The organism is Vibrio tapetis subsp. tapetis, assembly GCF_900233005.1.
GTDB lineage: Bacteria > Pseudomonadota > Gammaproteobacteria > Enterobacterales > Vibrionaceae > Vibrio > Vibrio tapetis.
Genome location: NZ_LT960611.1, coordinates 344,252 through 363,978, shown reverse-complemented (window position 1 = coordinate 363,978; position 19,727 = coordinate 344,252). Strand labels below are relative to the sequence as shown.

Below are 19,727 nucleotides of genomic sequence, written 5' to 3'. Positions count from 1 at the left end.
ATTTACCTTGCTACCCTTTTCGAAGCAGCAAGGCATTCATGCTTTAAACGACGGTCATTTGTCCAGCATAGAGTACGAAGGTTCTCAACATCAATACGCCAAGCAGACTTAAGCTGGTTACAACCACAATAAACAACGGACTGTGACGCAACGCTTTCGGAGAAAATGCATTTAACCCGAGCGGTACTAACATCCCGAAGATAATGACACCCCACCAGAACCACGATGACCAAAAATCGCCAGTCAAGGCGAACCAAGCTGAAGCTTCGCTTTGGCCTCCGCTAAATATTAAGCCAGTAAAGAAAGTAACAATGACAAACAGCTCAAATATTACCACTGGACGTTCGAAGTTATGTACCCAACGAACGCTCGGGCTGGTTGGGCTTTCTTTAAAGCCAACGACCCCAAACAACAAACTTGCCGCCGCACCAGAAGAAAGGCTCGAGAACAAAAACAATAATGGTAATACTGGGTTATTTAGCATTGGGTAGGTTTTTAACGCCGACAATAAAAATCCAGTGTAAGCCGCGAGCATTACCGCCATAACACCTAACGAGATCTCTATTGCGTTTTCAAAACGTCCAAAGGATTTTAGTAAACCATCAACAAAAGTAAATCGTCCTTTAAGGAAATTAACGATTGTCTCTCTGAAAATAATCCCTATCCAAACAAACAGTACCGCTAGGTACAATTGGAACAATATTACCCCCATCGACATCACGGACGTCGGGTTGTAATAAATCATGATTTTCCAGAACGATAGCGGCTTGGTTAAGTGGAACACCAGTATAAGAAGACCCGCCACAATGCCGAACGGAGCTACCCACGCCATTGCTTTCATGATCCCATTTTCGGCTGGGTTGCCTTCTATCACGTTTCGTTTCAGATAGATTGCAATCATGACCGCACCTGCCGACATACCCGCTAAAAACAGGTAAACAGCGATGATCCAGTCCCATACCAGTGAGTCGAATTGAAATGCAGCTTGCCAAGTACTCATGACTTCACCTCTCCTTTTTCATGTGCGACTTTGTATAGCTGCGGTTTCGTTCCTAGATGGGATTTATCGCGGTATACCGGGTTACTTGCAATAACCTTGTTAATCTCACTTTTCGGATCATTTAAATCGCCAAATGTCAGTGCTTTGGTCGGACACGACTCGACACATGCTGGTAGTTTCCCAGCGGCCAAGTTAGTGTCTCGGCAGAAATTACATTTATCCGCTGATTTGGTTTCAGGATTAAAGAAACGAACTTGATAAGGACAAGCTGCTAAGCAATAGCCACAACCAACACACTTGTCGTTATGAACATCTACAATGCCGGTTGCTTCATCTTTATATGCAGCGCCGGTTGGGCACACATAGACACAAGGTGCATTTTCACAATGCTGACAAGAAACACGATCAAATTGATAATCAACATTCGGATGCTCTCCTTTCGGTTCGCCTCGTGTAATCTCTAAGCGTGATACGCCTTCTGGCACATTGTTGACTTCACGACAAGCATCCATACAAGCTGTGCAGCCGATACATGCTGTTTCATCGTAAACCATGCCATAGCGTTTTTTACCGTCTTCCATAGAATAGGCTAATGACTTACTGCTACCAACAACCGCGGTTCCAGCAACGCCTGTTGTTAAGATAACCGCGCCAGCACCTGTGAGGAAATTTCGTCTAGAACAACTCATATTAATCGTCCTCCGGTTTCTTCATTTTTAACTGAGTAACATCGGAATGACAATCAACACACAGTTTGATTTTGTCTTTACGCTCTAAGCTAAGCACACCCTGTTTTTCACCATGAACCACATGACAATTTGAACACGTCAAGTTAGTGGCGTGGACATCGTGTGTCCAGCTGTCTTCTTGCAGGTATTTAGGTTGATGACAATCGGTACATTGGCTATTAGCAGATAAAATTTGACTGTGACTAAGAAGTTGTTTCTCTGTGCCAGATTTTGATTGTGCAGCAGAGTATTTGATGACTTCAGGTGCACCATCACGGTGATCTGGAGAAATGCTACTATGGCACTCAGTACAATTTACCTCACGGCCTATGATCGCTTGCGCGTCTTCCCCGTGAGAACCGAATAATGTTTGCTTCGCATCCTTGTGACATTGCGTACACTTGTAATCTGGATCTCGAATCAACGACACTTTGTGTCGCGCTGTGTCAACTTCTTGAACCGCAGTTTCAGAAGTATCGGCAGCAACATTGAATGAAAACCCATAGAGACATAATACTAGAAGGTATTTTAGCATCATGGCTATGGTCAATTTAATATTGCCCATTTTTTTCCTTTCCTTAAACCAAAACTATATTTTGGCAAACAAAAAGTGACTCTAAGAATTAAATGATAATAACTCTTAAATGATATCAGTTCTTATTTCGGATGAGCCGCAACGCTATCTGACTTCATTATATCTACAACAGTAAATATCTGCTTATTAAATAGACCAAACAGTGACCTATTTCACTAATTAAATTAGCTAAGTTACTAGTAATAAAAGAGGTTTGTTCATTAATAAAAACCAACGGTCAAACACTAGACCTACCCCCTTTAGGGGTATAAGAAACATAACGTGGCATAGATCACTACTCATAATTGATCTAAAACAATTTAATAAATAATTGAACTTACGAACCTATTTATTTCACCTAATATATGAAAAGTTCTCCAGTTTTTTATTTTGGCTACCTTGAAACGCAACGCTAGGTAATAACAAAACAAATTTACGGAGAAGCAACTGTGAAAAAGCACTGGATACGGAATTCGGCTGCAGCGTTATTATTTGGCTCAAGCTACTTATTTAGTATGGGCTGCCTCGCTGCACCAGAAACAAATGAAATCGGTGATCCTCGTAACCAAACCTACGAAGAGAACCATCCCGATCAATACAACTCTTGGAAAGCAACGTCTGAAAGTAAAGCCTTAGACGACGCCCTTGCTAGCGATCCTAACATGGTGATCATGTGGGCTGGTTACGGCTTCGCCAAAGATTACAACAAAGCGCGTGGCCACTTCTACGCAGTAGATGACGTAAGACAAACCCTTCGTACTGGCGCACCAACGGATGCCAACTCTGGACCTATGCCTATGGCGTGTTGGAGCTGTAAAAGCCCTGATGTCGCTCGATCTATCGAAGAACGCGGTGAAGACGGCTACTTTGAAGGTAAGTGGGCTCGATTAGGCGCAGAAATCATCAACCCCATTGGTTGTGCCGATTGTCACGACACTAAAAGTGATGAGTTTAAGAATGGTGAGCCTGCATTGACCATTACCCGTCCATACGTTGAGCGTGCATTCGAAGCCATCGGTAAGAAATTTGATGACCAATCTCGATTAGATCAACAAGCGTCTGTGTGTGCACAATGTCACGTTGAGTACTACTTCACAGGGCCAACTAAGGGCGTAAAATTCCCTTGGGACAACGGCACAAAAGTAGGCGAAATGGAAACCTACTACGATGCGCTTAACTTCAAAGATTGGACTCATAAAGTCTCTAAAGCGCCAATGCTAAAAGCTCAACACCCAGGGTACGAAACTTGGCGTGAAGGTATTCACGGTAAGAACAACGTGGTTTGTGCTGATTGTCATATGCCAAAAGTCACCAAAGAAGATGGCACCGTTTATACCGATCATAAGATTGGCAACCCGCTAGACCGCTTCGAAGACACGTGTGCAAATTGTCATACACAAAGCAAAGAAACAATGATTGATATTGTTGGTACACGTAAACAACAAGTGACAAATATGAAGTTAACCGCCGAAAAACAAATTGTTGCTGCTCACTTTGAAGCAGGAGCGGCGTGGGACGCGGGGGCAACAGAAGAAGAGATGCAAGACATCTTACTGGATATTCGTCATGCGCAATGGCGCTGGGATTACGCAATCGCCTCACACGGTGTCCACATGCACGCACCCGAAGTTGCACTAGAAATTCTAGGTACTGCTGTTGACCGTGCTGCTGATGCCCGTACTAAGCTCGTACGTTTACTTGCGAAGAAAGGCATTCTAGAGCCGATTGAAATTCCAGATATCTCTACCAAAGCTGCTGCTCAAAAAGCACTGGGCATGCCAATGGACAAGATGAATTCTGACAAAGATACTTTCTTGAAAACCGTTGTTCCTCAGTGGGAAAAGGAAGCCGCTGAACGTGAGAGTAAATACGAGTACTAACCTCGTAATTTAACCAAACACGAAGCTATCAAGCCGCTCATTAACTGAGCGGCTTTTTTTTTGAAGCTTCAATTGAGAATGGGCATAAAAAAATCCGAGCGGAATGACACTCGGACTTTCTATTTTTGATCTTTCTGCTATCAACTTAAATCATTAACGATTAAGCGTTCGCCTGTTCAAAGTCTTTCATGAACTCAACCAAAGCTTGAACGCCTTCCAGCGGCAGTGCGTTATAAATTGAAGCTCGCATCCCGCCTACGGCTCTGTGGCCTTTTAGTGACTTTAAGCCTTTCGCCTCTGCCAACTCTAAAAACGTTGCATCTAACTCAGGTTTAGCAAGCTGAAATGGCACGTTCATGCGAGAACGGTTATCAGGGTGTACATTATTACGATAAAACGGCGACGCATCAATGTAGCCGTAAAGTAACTCTGCTTTTGCTTTGTTCACCGCTTCTATCGCTTCTACACCGCCTTGCTCTTTTAACCATTTGAACACAAGCCCAGAGAGGTACCATGAGAACGTTGGAGGCGTATTAAACATTGAGTCTTTTTCTGCCTGAACTTTGTAGCTAAGAATACTAGGCAACGCTTGATTTGCCAGCTCTAACAGATCATCGCGTACGATAACGATCGCAATCCCTGCTGGGCCAATGTTTTTCTGTGCACCTGCGTAAATGACACCGTATTTAGATACGTCAATTTTACGAGACAAAATGTTAGACGACATATCAGCGACGATGGGCTTGTCTGTCACTGGCAGGTCGTTAATCTCAATGCCATCAATCGTTTCATTCGGACAAAAATGCACATAAGCTGCATTTTCGCTAATTTTCCATTGATTTGCCGGAACAACCGCTGTTTTTCCATCTTTTTCAGTGCGCGCATTAATGACGTTTGGTTCGCAGTATTTAACGGCTTCAACAACGGCACTTTCAGCCCAGTAACCAGCATCGACATAATCAGCCGTGTTACTCTCGCCCAACAAATTCATTGGGACCGCAGCAAACTGAGCGCGAGCACCACCTTGGCAGAACAACACTTTGTAATTGCTAGGCACGTTTAACAAATCGCGTAGATCTTGCTCCGCTTGATTTGCAACCTCGATAAATTCTTTGCTTCGGTGGCTGATCTCCATGACCGAAGTACCTAAGCCATTCCAATCAATCAGTTCTGCTTGTGCTTGTTTCATCACTGGCTTCGGTAAGCCAGCTGGGCCAGCACTAAAATTATAAATCGGTTCCATGATAGCGTATGCTCCTGCGTTGGTTTCTAAGCTCTATACCAGATTAATACCATTTTTTGCGCAACGACAAAAGCGAAAAAAGAGGTCATTTGACCTCTTTTTATTTGCTAATGGCTATTTCTATTAACTATCTTGTTATTGGCCATTCACCATTAAGGGCATAAACAGCGCCATTAAAGACATTTGTTTACCCGTATCAAAGGTAACAATACCATTATCTAACGTCGCTTTTAGGGCATAACCATTGGAAGATTCTTCAGCGAACTCCATGATCATCATCTCATCAATCCCTTCTTGAACCATTGGGTATGTACTGGCTAACTTTTCTGACGTGGAGCTACTGAGTTCACCCGTCAGTTGGTTAATAAGCATGGTCGGATTTTGAGAAACATTGGCCAGCCCTTTTGGTATCTCTACATTCCATTTCATCGCCATGTCGCCATTAGTCGACGCCACCGACAGCTTACTCAAGTCAAATCGGATACCTGATTCTACTAATGAATCCAACAAGGGTATCGCTTGCTCTATTTGTTGATCATTCAACACTTGGTTTTGCTGGTAGAGCGACATCAATCCTTCAAACGCTGAACTGTTCAACCCATTGATGGAGAAATCCATATCAATTTGGTCAAAAGTGACATCAGATAACTCTACTTGCTTGAGTTGCAGTTGCTGTGTATTGGTTAAACTATCGCCCGTTTCATTTTGGTACGCATTTACAGCGTAACTTAGCTGATCCAAAGACATTGAGTTGAGTGGATCATGGGTATCTAATGCTAGGCCATCTATCTGAATGTTCTGACTTCCAAGCCAAATCCCTAATCCTTTTTGACCTTTCCCTTCCAATACGAGCTTTTTCATTTGTAATGATTCACCATTAGCAAACTCGACCTCGGTATTTGGCACTTCTATTCGCACCAAAGATTCACCACCGAGTACGATAGAGCCTTCGCTTGTATATCGGTCGATGTTAAGTTGGCCGCCATTTTTATCTTTAAACTCAATAGGGTCACCGTTCAAAGAAAACGTGGTATTACCATTGAGTTTGGTATTGGTATTTAAGCTGAACGCCAAAAGAGGGTTTTCTAAGGTATTGGTTTTCGCGTCTATCGACAACAAACCATGGGATATTTGATGAGTCAAACTTATCTGTGTTGGTATACCGTCTTTTTCTAATTGTGATTTCAAGGCTTCATCGGTTACCACAAAGCGGGTTATCGCTTGAGCAGAAAAATAGCCGCGATCGTATTCAATCACTTCGGCGCTCATTTTGCTGTTACTAAGTTGCACGATTCCATCTGTCATTACTTTTTGGGCTATCTGCCCTACTGCCAATGGCCAAATAGCCGCGATCACAATTGCGCCACCAATTGCGCCGTATTTTCTTAGTTGCTGCATTTTCTACTCAATAACGGAAAAAGAAATCAGTGTACCTAGCCACCGTTTATCTTTCAAAGGCAATCACAACAACCGAGGCGAAAAATAGGCAGTTTTACTTATTACTGACAAAGTTTGCGTTAAATCAGTCTTTTGAAGCAAATATTGGTTAGGGAGTAAATAACTTTAGCTAGCTCTCATCTCGTTGCAATTTTTCTTGATACATTGATAAAAAACCAGAAGTGATTGCCGTGAACCAATACGCCTTACTATTTATAGACAATGACTTACACAGTATTGAACAGCTTAGAAGTGAGCTTTCAGCTTTTTCTCATCGGTTTGATATCTATGGAGCCGACTCCGTAGAAGAAGCCGAAAGCAATTTAGAGTTTATTGAAAAAGAAAATCAAATAGTTGCGTTAGTTATCACCTGTGATAGTGAGGAGATTCAAGGATCTGAGTTTTTGGTTCAACTGGATAAACGGCCTTCCACTCGAAGCGCTCGAAAAATATTACTCAGTGATGGTCAAGATATTGAATCAATCCTTGCCGCGGTCAACGAGGGTCGCTTAGATCACTGCATCACGAAGCCTTTCACTCCCAACACTGTGCATAAATCGGCAATAAAGGAACTCACCACCTTCATATTAGAAAAAGATAATGAAGATTGGTTAGCATACAGTCACTTACTTGATCAAAACCGGATACTTCGCGCGCACATCGACAACCGAATGCGTTCCTATCGTGCCGGGTTCATTCACGACTTTCATGACCTTTCCGATACACAATTAGCAGAGCAAGTAATTGGGTCGCTGCACGAGTTTTTCACCACAAAAGATGAAACGCGCGCCATTCGAAGCTATTCCGCCGATCACCTATTAACCCGAGAAGGTGAACCAAACCGTTTTCTTTGGTTTATCACTCAAGGTGAAGTGGCACTGTACAAAAAAGATGACCTTGGTATAGAACGAGAAGTAGTGCGCCATACTAAAGGAAACATTATCGGGGGGATGTCTTTTGTTTCCGGTGAACACTCCTTCTCAACCGCCGTGACATTGACCCAAACCGAAGTGATCAAATTAGACCGCGATGTTTTTTCTCAGGTTATGCACTCCAATACCGATCTTCTTCCTTTGTTTACCAATTTACTGTTAAGGCACTTTAATCGAAGATTACAACGCAGTATCAATACCAAGCTAGAATTACAGAAAACGTTAGAGTCCCTAGAGACGGCTCATCAGCAGTTAATCGAACGCGAAAAAATGGCGGTATTAGGTCAACTCGTTGCCGGTGTAGCGCATGAGCTCAACAACCCAATTGCCGCGATCTTACGTGGAGCAGAAACCCTCACTGAAAAGATAGCCAGTTTAACCCTTGGTTCCAAACAGAACCTGACTTCCGGCCTCGGAAAACAGATACTGCAAGATGCGTTAGAATCTCGGCCCATGTCTACTGCTGAGGTTCGGCAAGAATCCAAACAGCTCACGTTACAACTCGGCGATCGGCAGCTAGCAAAAAAACTGGTGCAATTTAACCTACACCAAAATAAGCCAGTACTCGATCGTTTGCTCGCCCAGAGCGAAGATCTACCAGCAGACATCAAACACCTTGAAGATTATCACGTTACTGGAAGCACACTGCGTTCTATTAATGTCTGTGCAAAGCGCATTGCAGATATGGTCAAGGGGCTAAAAGGCTACGCGCGACAAGATGACGAAAAACTGCATTTTGTCGATTTACATGAAGGTCTTGAAGACACTCTCGTCATCTTTGAAAACAAACTGAAAAGATTCAAAGTGACCAAGAACTACCAAAGTATCCCAGAGGTGCTTTGTCAGCCTATTTCTTTGCAACAGGTTTGGACCAACTTAATCTCTAATGCTATCGACGCCTTTCCTGATAACGGCGAACTGACAATTTCAACTGGAATCAAAGAGATTGAAGCACGACACTTTGCTGAAATCATAGTTAAAGATAACGGCCATGGTATTCCTGAAGAAATAATGGAACACATCTTCGAGTTGAACTATACAACGAAACGCGAAGGTAACTTTGGGTTAGGAATTGGTTTGTCTGTGTGCCAACAAATTGTCCACCAGCATGGAGGCTGGATTGAGGTAGAATCTGATGCTGAGTCTTTTACCCAAATGCGTGTTTACTTGCCAACCCACCACCCTGATTTCATAGATGATATGACGGCGTCTCAACAATCCAATAAGGAATAGAATCATGAAAAAATATCTCATTTTATGTGTGGATGATGAACGTGAAGTTCTTGATAGCGTGACTCAAGATCTTGCATCCTTTGAAGAGTATTTTGTTGTTGAAGCCGCAGAGTCGGTTGCCGAAGCACGAGACGTAATCTCAGAGTTTGCTACAGAAAACACACCGCTAGCTCTGATACTTTGTGACCATATAATGCCCGACCAAACCGGAATTAGCTTTCTCATCGAATTGGAGCAAAACCTTGCAACGAAACATGCTCGTAAACTACTTCTCACAGGCCAAGCAGGCCTTGAGGAAACAGTAGAAGCCATCAATCACGCCAGCTTAGATTTTTATATTGCAAAGCCATGGCAAGGAAAAGAGCTGGTTAACGTCGTAACTGAACAACTCACAACGTACATGATAGAAAATGAGCCTGAGCTAATGCCTTGGGGAAGAGCCCTGAATACCGAGCGAATCTTCAATGCTATCTCCGATAAACGCAGCCAGTTTGGGGAATAGTTACAAGAATTCACATTTTTATGATGATTCCTAGGCGAGATGCTTTATGATATATGCCATTGAATCAAGGATTAGAGGGCGCGTATCTAAGGTTTAGCGACCATCGGATACGACTGAGTTTATTCGCTAAGCTCAATACGTCTAAACAACAATATAATAGGTTTTTCTAAATTATGCGCAAGACTCTTTTAGCTATTGGACTTATCGCGGCGTCATCTACAGTAATGGCCGCCGATCAAGATACGGTTGTGATGAGCAACTTCAATTACGATTACGCAGAAGCCCGCATTGGTGCCGGCCCAATGACATTAGGTGGTGCTTTTAGCAAATCGATTCACCCTAATGCGCATGTTATTGGTAAGCTCGATTCAAAATTCAAAGGTGATTTCGACGCATCGGCTGGTTTTGGTTTCCATGCGCCAGTAAATAACTGGGCAGATATCACTGGTGAAATGTTACTACGTTCTGTAGATGACAAAAATCAGAGCATCGAAACAGGCATGCAATTAAACCTTGGTGTTCGCCAATGGCTTGGTCCACAACTTGAGGTTGGTGGTAAAGGCGGTTACATGTCGATTAAAGATAAAGAGCAATTCACTGGTTCTGTTTACGCTCGTTTCCACTCGACTGAACTGTTCTCTTTAGGTATTGAAGGGATTTTGAATGACTTTTACGGTGATCATATGATCATGACCGCTCGTTTTAAGTTCTAATTCTCTGTAGAGCGCTGGAAAAATTAAAAAAGGTTCACTTTCGTGAACCTTTTTTTACATTCAATGCCTAGCCATAGTGCATTGTTTTTATAATTTCACAGGCCTGTTATAAAAACAGACTTGTAAACAATCAAAATCATCACAATGATTCAAGTAATTCTTGCTGTTGATGCTCTTCAATCAATTTCCAGTGACAACCTTTTACTGCTCCAGCAAATTTCCAAAGTAACCGAATATCAACATCTGTTCCGTAGGTATGTCTTACTTGGCGGAATACATCAACCGCACCCATACGTAGGAAAGTACCCACATCATCTACCCCTGATTTCTTGACCATACGTTCTAGAGTCAATTGCATATTAGGTAAATCACGTAGCCTTCTGCTGTCTTTAGACTTTTGAAACGCTCGCTGTTGCTTAGAGAAATTAATAGAACCCTGAACAATTGAATCTAGCTCATCATAGCCAGCATCAAATAACTCAGTGATATCATAATAATTTACCGTAGCTGTTGTTTGTTTTTTAACGTGTTTGTATTTTTCGCATTGTAGCTCAGTCAGTTTACTGTCAAGATTACCACCACCACGAACAAAGATAATTTCGTTAGTGATAAGAGCAAACATCGCGCCATCCTTGAAAAGCCCTATTCCTCCAAACATTGAACGTTTTTGATAAGAACCAAATTTTTTTGCGTATGCATAGAACAATTGTTCCTTCATGTTCTCTGATCTCCGTACTTATGTGTTAACCCCCCGATCAAAACACAAGCGTCATTAAATGACTTTTAGAGCGTTAGCCAATAATGCGGCTAAAAAGATTACCAAAGGCAATCAAAAGTGACCGAAGTGTAACCCCCTGTCACCTACAAATATGATACTTATCTTTGAGAAATAAGTGTCGATACCGATCACATGACAGACAATATTTCTCAATTTCAATACACTCCCCGTCACAGAAACGGAGTGAAACAAGAGTAATTGACGCAAATATAATTAAATACCACATAAAACATGATCAAAAAGACCCTTGTTTCGACACTTATTTTACATCGCATTTTGTTGCCTAATACCCATAGTAGACGTTAAACTTACATGAGTTAATACTGATAAAAGAATACAATGAATCACTTATCCTTTTACTGGCTTCCAGATAATAATCAGCTTCTACTGAAAGGACTTGAAACTGAGTTTGCTCAACTTGTAGAGCAGTCAATCAGCACAGGCCGAATCAGCCTGCCGCCGATCCCCGAAGTTGTATTGAAAATTCAGACTCTGTGCACGTTAGAATCGACAGGCATTGCGGAAATTTCTGAAAGCTTGCTGCAAGATCCAGGGCTTACTGCCGTGGTTATCCGTGTTGCGAATTCAGTCGTATTCAATAGAAGAAATATTACCTGTACCGACCTAAACACCGCTGTATCACGTCTAGGGATCTATCGCGTACGAGACATCGTTACTGCACAAGCCATTGAGCAGCTTAAGCATTCTGTGAACCTTAAAAAAGAGTGCAATACCGTTCTCATCAATAGTGCCTCAGTATCTCGAAAGCTTGGCGCTACCATGGTGATGATTGCAGAACGATATAGAGCCATCGACACTGAACGTCGCTTTGAATACCTAGAACCAGAAAAAGCACTGCTTACAGGGTTGTTAGCAGACATTGGCCTTTTCTGCTTAGTGAGCGAATATCACTTGTACCTTGAACGTGGTAATTATCTAAATTACGACTTAGCAATGCAGATTTTTCAGTCTCGCTGCGCAGATACCAGCCAACTGGTACTCAAGCAATGGGGTTTTGACAGTGACTTTATAGAAGTTGCCACAAACAAAGAGTACGGTAACAAAGAACAATTAGTCAGCTACCTAGATATTGCAAGAATGGCGCACCACTTGTTGATGTTCCGTAACAACGATGAAGCCATAGACGATCACCACGTAGAGTTTGATGTTACCGGGGCAGAAGTATTGTTCGAACTCAGCAACCTAACGGATACTGAATTCCAAGCCAAATTAAACGACATTGTGCGAGCGACCTCTTTTTAGCGCAAGACATGCTTTCAATCTGAATAATTTAAAGCCGGTGCTTCTCACGACATCGGCTAAATTTCTGGATGCTTCCTTAACCTCTCACTGATCGATACCTCAATGTACCCCACACAAAATGAGTAAGGTGGTGTAACGGTTGTATCATTCTTTGCACTTTGCATCGCCTTCATTCTAGCCATAAAGAACAAAATCAAATGAAAATCATCGACATAATTATCCGCTACTGGGCCGCTTTAGTCATGGTATTAGGGCTGACCATTACGTATTTATCTCTTTCACCCATCCAAGAGTTACCGAGTGTGCCTGGCACGGACAAAACGCATCACTTTATTGCCTATGCAGCCTTAATGTTTCCTATTGCCTTAAGAAAACCCAAACATTGGAAGATCTATGGGGCTGTTCTTATCGGTTACAGTGGTGTGATTGAACTGATTCAGCCCTATATGAATCGCCACGGCGAATGGTTAGATATGCTTGCGAACACAAGTGGCGTAATTATTGGTATTTTCCTAGCGACATTGGTTAATTTCTTGGTTAATCAAATACGAATGAATAAAAGTCGGACTAACGTTAAAAATGCTGATTAGCAAAAGAGATCTTCTGCGACTGCGATGTTTACGACTCATTAGATAAATCTCGCGAGGTCTCAGTGCTGCTAAACAATTCCTTTGCAAAGACTACTCCCCTCCTTGGTTGAAGGCATTCGACGAGCTAACGTAAGCTTTTTCCTGTTTTGAACGTCTATTCCCTAATTTAGTGATTGCATATAATTGTGTTAATGACTTCTGTTGAATACAAAACTGACCTCACGAAATTACATCTCAAAAATTTTCCTTCTATCAATCTTCTCCTACGTTTTTATCTCATCCGAGGTCTAATCTGTTTAAGGAAAAGAACATTGAAAAAGATAATTCTCCTGGCTGCGTGGTGCATGACCAGTTTAAGCGTGCATGCGGGAACAAGTGCATCAGTATTAGATAACCGAGGTTATACCCAAACAAAGTACCCAATTGTTTTGGTACATGGTTTATTTGGCTTCGACACATTGGCTGGTGTTGATTACTTCTATGGCGTGCCTGAGTCACTCACAAAAGATGGGGCGAGTGTTTATGTCGCTCAGGTTTCTGCGACAAACAGTTCAGAAATTCGCGGTGAACAATTATTAGAACAAGTTGAGGTCTTATTAGCTGCCACAGGAGCCGATAAGGTCAACATCGTTGGACACAGCCATGGTGGTCCAACCGCTCGCTATGTTGCCTCTGTAAGACCCGATCTTGTCGCGTCAGTTACCAGTATTGGTGGCGTGCATAAAGGTTCTCAAGTGGCTGATTTATTAAGGAGCAATGTAGAGGAAGGATCCACGACTGAAGCCATTGCAGTCAAGCTCGCGAGTGGGTTAACGACGCTAATTAACTTACTTTCTGGTGGCAGCGATTTAGGACAAGATGGTCTAGCATCACTTGATGCCTTAACGACGGAAGGATCTTTGGCGTTTAACCAGTTTTACCCAGAAGGCGTTCCAACTTCTGAGTGTGGTGATGGTGATTGGATAGCGAGCAATGGGGTGTCTTACTATTCTTGGACGGGTTCTTCAAATTTTACTAACCTTCTTGACCCGACCGATGGAGCAATCACTATTTTGGGCTTAGCGTTTGACGGCCCTAATGATGGCTTGGTTGGAACGTGCAGTGCTCACTTGGGCAAAGTGATTGGTGACAATTACAAAATGAACCACCTTGATGAAATTAATGGGTTACTGGGTATCCATCATTTATTTGAAACCGATCCTGTGACTTTGTACCGCCAGCATGCGAACCGTTTGAAGCTTGCAGGTTTGTAAGTGTTAACTGAATCAAGGGGATAATTATGAAAAAGACCACACTAACGTTAATGATCGCCTCGGGGAGCCTTGGTGCGGTCTTTTATTTCTCACCAACGAATGAATCTACATTAACTGAAATTAATTCAATACAATCGGCCAACACGGTACAGGTTGAGTCGCAAAAAGACACCGAAATCGACGTCAGTTCAACAAAAGATGCCATGGAATATTTTATGTCAGGTATTGCAGAAACTGACCTAAAAAGTATGGAAAATAAGGTCGTTCATTTCTCGGAACATCAAGGTAACAGCATTATAGACAAAGCGCTGTTTGCAAAATATTTGGATTATAAATCAGCATTGGAAGACATTGATTTATCATCCAATATGACCGATCTGAGTCTATTGAATTTGCAAGAAATCCATCAAGCCTTATTCGCTTTACAAGAGCGGTTTTTCAGCAAAGAAGAGCAGCAATTACTTTTTGAACATGACAACCGTATGAGAGAGTTAGCATTACAAAAATTGCAGCTCAAAGAAAACAGCTTAGACAGAGATGACTATCAACAAAAGCTTCAAAATGAGCTTGAATTACAACCTGACTACGTTCAGAAAAGCCATAAAAACCAAGTTCTCCTAACTCAACTATCACAAGCTAATTCTTTAAACTCCCAAGACAAATACCTAAATAGAGCTGAATTAGTGGGCGAAGAAGCCGCGCAAAGGCTTGATGTGTTAGATCGTCAAAGAGAGCGTTTTTCTGAAACCATTGACGCCTATATTTCTCTCAGGAATGACATCTTCAATGATGTCACTCTCAGTCGTGACGAACAACTAGCATCCATCTCCGAATTAAGATCAAATACCTTCCCACCAGAACAGCTCAAGCGAATACAGGCAATTGAAAGAATTAACGATAATAGTAAATCGCCTTAGTTTTCTCGCCAATAGCACGTTGGTTGGCGGGCTTGATGCGTCTAAACGGACACGTACTCGATTTCTCTGGCTCAACGACCGTGAAATAATCAGATTAAGTCGACCGGAAAGGTAATTGTGTTTAGGGTAGAGCTTTGGTTTACTTTAAATACAATGAATTCGCTACTCTTCAGCGAATTAAACACTAAAGAATTTTTCGATGAAGAAATCACAAATACTCGCCAATACAATCAAAAATCAGATAGAGCAAAATATTTGGTTAAGTGGTGAGAAGATCCCATCAATTAGAGATGCGTGTAAGCGCTATAAACTCAGCATAGAAACGGTACTGCAAGCGTATCAACAACTTGAAGACCAAGGCTATGTGCGTTCAAAGCCTAAGTCTGGCTACTTTGTTTTGCCACGCAGAAATGTATTCGTTTCGGATCATTCAAAGCCAAAAGCCATCAAGCCTTACCCTGTTAAAATCAGTGACTTGCTTTACGATGTACTTCAACGAGCTAAAGATCCTAGTATCATTCCACTTAGCTCAGCATTTCCAGACCCAGCCTTGTTTCCGCATCAAGCGCTGTCACGCAGTTTAGCCAATGCCAGCCGCCAAATGCCTGACAATAGTATGCTTACCAATTTGCCACCGGGCAGTGAGACCTTACGCAGGCAAATCGCTCAACGCTATCAAGCTAGCGGATTAAATGTATTGCCAGACGACATAGTGATTACGTCTGGGGCGATGGAAGCACTCAATTTATGCCTACAATCTTGCACCGAGCCAGGTGACTTGGTCGCAATAGAGTATCCAGCGTTTTATGGCGTCTTACAGACTATCGAAAGGCTCAACCTTACCGCTGTAGAGATCCCAATCGCCCCTAAAACAGGCATTGACCTTGACGTGCTGGAGTCGGTGTTTGCTTCGATGGACATCAAAGCGTGCTGGTTCATGACGGAATCGCAAAACCCTGTTGGCTATTCAATGAGTGACAGTAACAAACAGCGATTAGCAGAATTAGTGAATCAACATAAGATCCCGATGATAGAAGACGATGTGTACCGAGAGCTTCACGTTGGTAATCAAAGTTCATTGCCGGCAAAAGCGTACGACGCCGGTGAACAGATCATGCTGTGTGGCTCTTTTTCCAAATCACTCTCCCCTGGCTTTCGAATTGGTTGGGTAGTAGCGGGAAAACAAGCACTAACAATTCAACGATTGCAGCACTTATCTACGCTTTCTAGCAGTATTCCCATTCAACTTGGCTTATCTCATTATCTAACGTTCTATAGTTATGACAACCACCTTAAAAAGCTTCGCAAACGCTTAAATGAAAGGAAGAAAGAACACCTAGAGCTGTTAGAGAACAGTTTGCCTTCGAGCGCGATTATCCATAAGAATCAAGGTGGTTACTTTGTATGGATAGAGCTACCTCATAGTATTTGTGTCGAGAAGCTCTATAAACTGGCACTTGAATACAACATCTCTGTCGCTCCGGGAATTATATTCAGCAGTGACAAGAGGTTCTCCCATCACATTCGTCTTAACTGCTCATACGCTTGTGACGACAAAATCACCGAGGCAATACAAACGCTTGGTCGCCTAATTAAAAACATGGTATCACAGGCCTAAATAGTCTGTTGATTTATTACCCTCAGTCTACTTAACAAGTCGATCTGTTCTAATTTTTAACGGTAAATCTGTTCTAGTTTGGTTCCCAAAAACTGTGTTGAAATACGCTCCAATTCTTAATATGAAAGCCATCATTATGATGTTTGGAGTTTAAATGTTTGATGTAGTTGAATTATCGCGATTACAGTTTGCGCTAACTGCTATGTTCCACTTTCTCTTCGTCCCTTTAACTATCGGTATGTCGTGCTTGCTTGCGATCATGGAATCGATCTACGTACTTACCGGTAAGCATATCTACCAAGACATGACTCGCTTCTGGGGCAAACTGTTTGGTATTAACTTCGCTTTAGGTGTCACGACAGGTTTGACCATGGAGTTCCAATTCGGGACCAACTGGTCTTATTACTCTCACTATGTCGGCGACATATTTGGTGCTCCTTTAGCTATAGAAGCTCTGGTCGCTTTCTTCCTTGAATCCACTTTTGTCGGTCTTTTCTTTTTTGGTTGGGAAAGGCTATCAAAACACCAACATCTTGTCGCGACTTGGCTGGTTGCGTTAGGTTCAAGCTTCTCTGCACTATGGATTTTGGTCGCCAACGGTTGGATGCAAAATCCGATTGGATCAGAGTTCAATTACCAAACCATGCGTATGGAAATGACCAGCTTTGCCGAAGTGGTACTTAACCCCGTTGCTCAAGTTAAGTTCTTGCATACTGTCGCGTCGGCCTATACCTGCGGTGCGATGTTTATCCTTGGCGTGAGTTCATATTACTTACTGAAAGGTCGAGACATTGCTTTTGCGAAGCGCTCTTTCGCTGTGGCAGCATCTTTTGGTATCGCATCTATCATCTCGGTAATCGTACTAGGCGATGAATCCGGTTATGAGTTGGGCGACGTTCAAAAAGTGAAACTCGCGGCCATTGAAGCGGAATGGCACACCGAGCCCGCTCCGGCCGCTTTTACTTTGTTCGGATTACCAAACCAAGCGGAAGGAAAAACCGACTTCGCGGTCAAAATTCCTTATGTAATGGGGATTATTGCGACCCGATCTTTGGATGAGGAGGTGACGGGGCTTCACGATTTGCGTGATCAACATTTAGTCCGTATTCGAAACGGCATTGTTGCTTATGAATTGCTAGAACGTTTGCGGGCTGGCGATGCCTCTCATGCGCTAGAACAGGCCTTTGATCAATCCAAGCATGACCTCGGATACGGCCTGCTTCTTAAGCGGTATACCGATACAGTCACTGACGCTACTGAACAGCAAATCCAGCAAGCTGCCGATGATTCAATCCCAACCGTGTGGCCACTGTTCTGGTCATTTAGAATCATGGTCGGCTGTGGCTTTATTATGCTGTTTGTCTTTGGCGCGGCTTTCTTACAAACCTACCGTAAAAACATCACTCAAAAGCCTTGGTTATTGAAGGCGGCACTTTGGTCAATTCCATTACCTTGGGTGGCAATCGAAGCGGGTTGGTTTGTTGCGGAGTATGGCCGTCAACCCTGGGCGGTCGGTGAAATTCTCCCTGTCGCAGTCGCGGCGTCTTCGCAAACCGTTGATAACTTGCTTACGTCTCTCGCGTTAATTATTAGCCTCTATACGGTCTTTATCATAGTTGAAAGCTACTTGATGATTACCGTCGCTAAAAAAGGCCCAAGCAGTTTAAAAACAGGCCGTTATCACTATGAACAAACAACATCACTTGAAGCCAAATTGGCACAACAAGTTCAACAATAAGGTGACTGACTCATGTTCGAATATGACACATTGCGTTTAATTTGGTGGGTTCTGATTGGTGTGCTGCTGATTGGTTTTATGATCACCGATGGCTTCGATATGGGAGTGGGTGCGCTTTTGCCGCTTATCGGTAAAACCAACGCTGAAAGACGAGTGATGATTAACTCCATTGCTCCCCATTGGGACGGAAACCAAGTGTGGTTAATTACCGCAGGGGGCGCTTTGTTTGCCGCTTGGCCATTGGTGTATGCCACATCGTTTTCAAGCTTGTATGCTGCGATGTACTTGGCTCTTATCTCATTGTGGCTACGTCCTCTTGCGCTTGAGTATCGAGCCAAGATAGATAACGACCAATGGCGGAAAGTATGTGATTTATCCATCTCGTTTTCAGGGTTCTTTCCACCGATTTTATTTGGTGTCGCATTTGGCAACTTAATACAAGGGCTTCCTTTTTCGCTCAATAGTTTACTTATGGTTGAATACCACGGATCTTTTGTTGAATTGCTTAATCCGTTTGCGCTGTTGTGTGGCTGCGTTGGGTTATTGATGGCGTTGTTGCAAGGCAGTGCTTGGCTGATGATGAAAACGACAGATGCACTATATAACAAGGCAAAATTAGTTGCGCAGATGAGTGCGGTACTGGTGGCTTGCCTTATGGTGATTGGTGGTTTAGCGATACGCCATATTGATGGGTATCTGATTGTTAGTGAACTGAGTCATGGTGCCGTTTCAAACCCGTTAAACAAACAAGCGATGGCAGAGACAGGTGCTTGGTTAACAAACTTCGAGACTCACCCTTGGATGTGGTTTGCACCGATTGGCAGTGTGCTCACTCCTTTATTGGCTTTGCTCAGCGCAAGATTGAAGTGGGATGCGCTTGCCTTCATCAGTTCAAGTCTTACTAACGCTTGTATCGTTTTAACGGCTGGGTTCGCGATGTTCCCATTCATTATTCCATCCAGTATAAAACCAAGCCATAGCCTAACGCTGTGGGATTCAACATCCAGCGAACTGACCTTGAACATCATGACAGGCGTAGCGTTTGTGATGGTGCCAATCATTCTTTGTTACACGGCTTTTAGTTATCGCACCATGTTTGGACGACTCGATAGTGAGTATGTTGAACGTAATGGCCATTCACTGTATTAAGGAGCTTTTCATGTGGTATTTTATTTGGATACTCGGTTTATTCTTAGCCTCTGCATTCTCTATTTTGAACGCAATCAGCTTCGAAAATTATGATTCAGAAACAGAGACCTAATCGTTGTTTGGTCAATACAACGTTGAGGTGCTGTTCGTTTCTGCGGGCAGGTATCGAAACAGAGATT

Annotated in this window: 18 protein-coding genes; 12 read left to right on the top strand and 6 right to left on the bottom strand. The window is 42.8% G+C overall.

Annotation, left to right across the window (positions count from 1 at the left end):
- Positions 1-43 precede the first annotated feature (43 nt).
- From nrfD to nrfB, 3 genes are read right to left on the bottom strand one after another with little or no spacing between them, the layout of a single operon-like run.
- On the bottom strand, positions 44-1,000 hold the full coding sequence (gene nrfD, locus VTAP4600_RS01675) for a cytochrome c nitrite reductase subunit NrfD (protein WP_102521214.1): 957 nt from the start codon (positions 998-1,000) through the stop codon (positions 44-46).
- A complete protein-coding gene (nrfC, locus tag VTAP4600_RS01670) occupies positions 997-1,689 on the bottom strand; it encodes a cytochrome c nitrite reductase Fe-S protein (RefSeq protein ID WP_102521213.1) in 693 nt (230 codons plus the stop codon). The genes nrfD and nrfC overlap by 4 nt, the downstream gene beginning before the upstream one ends.
- A gap of 1 nt (position 1,690) precedes the next feature.
- Complete coding sequence (nrfB, locus tag VTAP4600_RS01665; protein WP_102521212.1) at positions 1,691-2,293, bottom strand: cytochrome c nitrite reductase pentaheme subunit; 603 nt, start codon at positions 2,291-2,293, stop codon at positions 1,691-1,693.
- Positions 2,294-2,751: 458 nt separating this feature from the next.
- On the opposite strand from nrfB, the gene nrfA reads away from it, so the two are divergent.
- Positions 2,752-4,182 carry an ammonia-forming nitrite reductase cytochrome c552 subunit gene (gene nrfA / locus VTAP4600_RS01660; RefSeq protein WP_102521211.1) on the top strand — a complete coding sequence of 477 codons (1,431 nt, stop codon included), beginning with the start codon at positions 2,752-2,754 and terminating at the stop codon, positions 4,180-4,182.
- 160 nt (positions 4,183-4,342) lie between these two features.
- Here nrfA and serC read toward each other — a convergent pair whose 3' ends face one another.
- Together serC and VTAP4600_RS01650 are read right to left on the bottom strand one after the other, a co-directional pair.
- On the bottom strand, positions 4,343-5,425 hold the full coding sequence (serC, locus tag VTAP4600_RS01655) for a 3-phosphoserine/phosphohydroxythreonine transaminase (protein WP_102521210.1): 1,083 nt from the start codon (positions 5,423-5,425) through the stop codon (positions 4,343-4,345).
- A gap of 135 nt (positions 5,426-5,560) precedes the next feature.
- Positions 5,561-6,823, bottom strand: a complete 1,263-nt coding sequence (locus tag VTAP4600_RS01650; RefSeq protein WP_102521209.1) for a DUF945 family protein — start codon at positions 6,821-6,823, stop codon at positions 5,561-5,563.
- 230 nt (positions 6,824-7,053) lie between these two features.
- On the opposite strand from VTAP4600_RS01650, the gene VTAP4600_RS01645 reads away from it, so the two are divergent.
- The 3 genes from VTAP4600_RS01645 (at position 7,054) to VTAP4600_RS01635 (ending at position 10,242) form a co-directional block, all read left to right on the top strand.
- On the top strand, positions 7,054-9,027 hold the full coding sequence (locus VTAP4600_RS01645; protein ID WP_102523854.1) for an ATP-binding protein: 1,974 nt from the start codon (positions 7,054-7,056) through the stop codon (positions 9,025-9,027).
- A gap of 4 nt (positions 9,028-9,031) precedes the next feature.
- The gene (locus VTAP4600_RS01640) at positions 9,032-9,529 is read left to right on the top strand and encodes a response regulator (protein WP_102521208.1); all 498 of its coding nucleotides are present in this window, start codon (positions 9,032-9,034) and stop codon (positions 9,527-9,529) included.
- A 173-nt stretch (positions 9,530-9,702) separates the two neighbouring features.
- Positions 9,703-10,242, top strand: a complete 540-nt coding sequence (locus VTAP4600_RS01635) for a hypothetical protein (protein ID WP_102521207.1) — start codon at positions 9,703-9,705, stop codon at positions 10,240-10,242.
- A 139-nt stretch (positions 10,243-10,381) separates the two neighbouring features.
- Here VTAP4600_RS01635 and VTAP4600_RS01630 read toward each other — a convergent pair whose 3' ends face one another.
- Positions 10,382-10,960: a TfoX/Sxy family DNA transformation protein gene (locus VTAP4600_RS01630; RefSeq protein WP_102521206.1), complete on the bottom strand. Its 579-nt coding sequence runs from the start codon at positions 10,958-10,960 to the stop codon at positions 10,382-10,384.
- A 399-nt stretch (positions 10,961-11,359) separates the two neighbouring features.
- Between VTAP4600_RS01630 and VTAP4600_RS01625 the strand changes: the two genes are divergently transcribed.
- The 8 genes from VTAP4600_RS01625 (at position 11,360) to cydX (ending at position 19,660) form a co-directional block, all read left to right on the top strand.
- Entirely contained in the window at positions 11,360-12,283 is a 924-nt protein-coding gene (locus VTAP4600_RS01625; protein WP_102521205.1) for an HDOD domain-containing protein, read from the top strand.
- Between the two features lie 197 nt (positions 12,284-12,480).
- Positions 12,481-12,873 carry a VanZ family protein gene (locus VTAP4600_RS01620; RefSeq protein WP_102521204.1) on the top strand — a complete coding sequence of 131 codons (393 nt, stop codon included), beginning with the start codon at positions 12,481-12,483 and terminating at the stop codon, positions 12,871-12,873.
- Positions 12,874-13,217: 344 nt separating this feature from the next.
- Positions 13,218-14,126, top strand: a complete 909-nt coding sequence (locus tag VTAP4600_RS01615) for a lipase family alpha/beta hydrolase (RefSeq protein ID WP_415239680.1) — start codon at positions 13,218-13,220, stop codon at positions 14,124-14,126.
- Between the two features lie 26 nt (positions 14,127-14,152).
- Positions 14,153-15,043, top strand: coding sequence for a lipase secretion chaperone (locus VTAP4600_RS01610; protein WP_102521202.1), 891 nt, complete (start codon positions 14,153-14,155; stop codon positions 15,041-15,043).
- Positions 15,044-15,242: 199 nt separating this feature from the next.
- Positions 15,243-16,661: an aminotransferase-like domain-containing protein gene (locus VTAP4600_RS01605; RefSeq protein ID WP_102521201.1), complete on the top strand. Its 1,419-nt coding sequence runs from the start codon at positions 15,243-15,245 to the stop codon at positions 16,659-16,661.
- Between the two features lie 154 nt (positions 16,662-16,815).
- A complete protein-coding gene (locus tag VTAP4600_RS01600) occupies positions 16,816-18,399 on the top strand; it encodes a cytochrome ubiquinol oxidase subunit I (protein ID WP_102521200.1) in 1,584 nt (527 codons plus the stop codon).
- A gap of 12 nt (positions 18,400-18,411) precedes the next feature.
- The gene (gene cydB / locus VTAP4600_RS01595) at positions 18,412-19,548 is read left to right on the top strand and encodes a cytochrome d ubiquinol oxidase subunit II (protein ID WP_102521199.1); all 1,137 of its coding nucleotides are present in this window, start codon (positions 18,412-18,414) and stop codon (positions 19,546-19,548) included.
- A 10-nt stretch (positions 19,549-19,558) separates the two neighbouring features.
- Positions 19,559-19,660 (top strand): cytochrome bd-I oxidase subunit CydX, encoded by a 102-nt coding sequence (cydX, locus tag VTAP4600_RS01590; RefSeq protein WP_102521198.1) that lies wholly within the window; start codon positions 19,559-19,561, stop codon positions 19,658-19,660.
- Positions 19,661-19,727 lie beyond the last annotated feature (67 nt).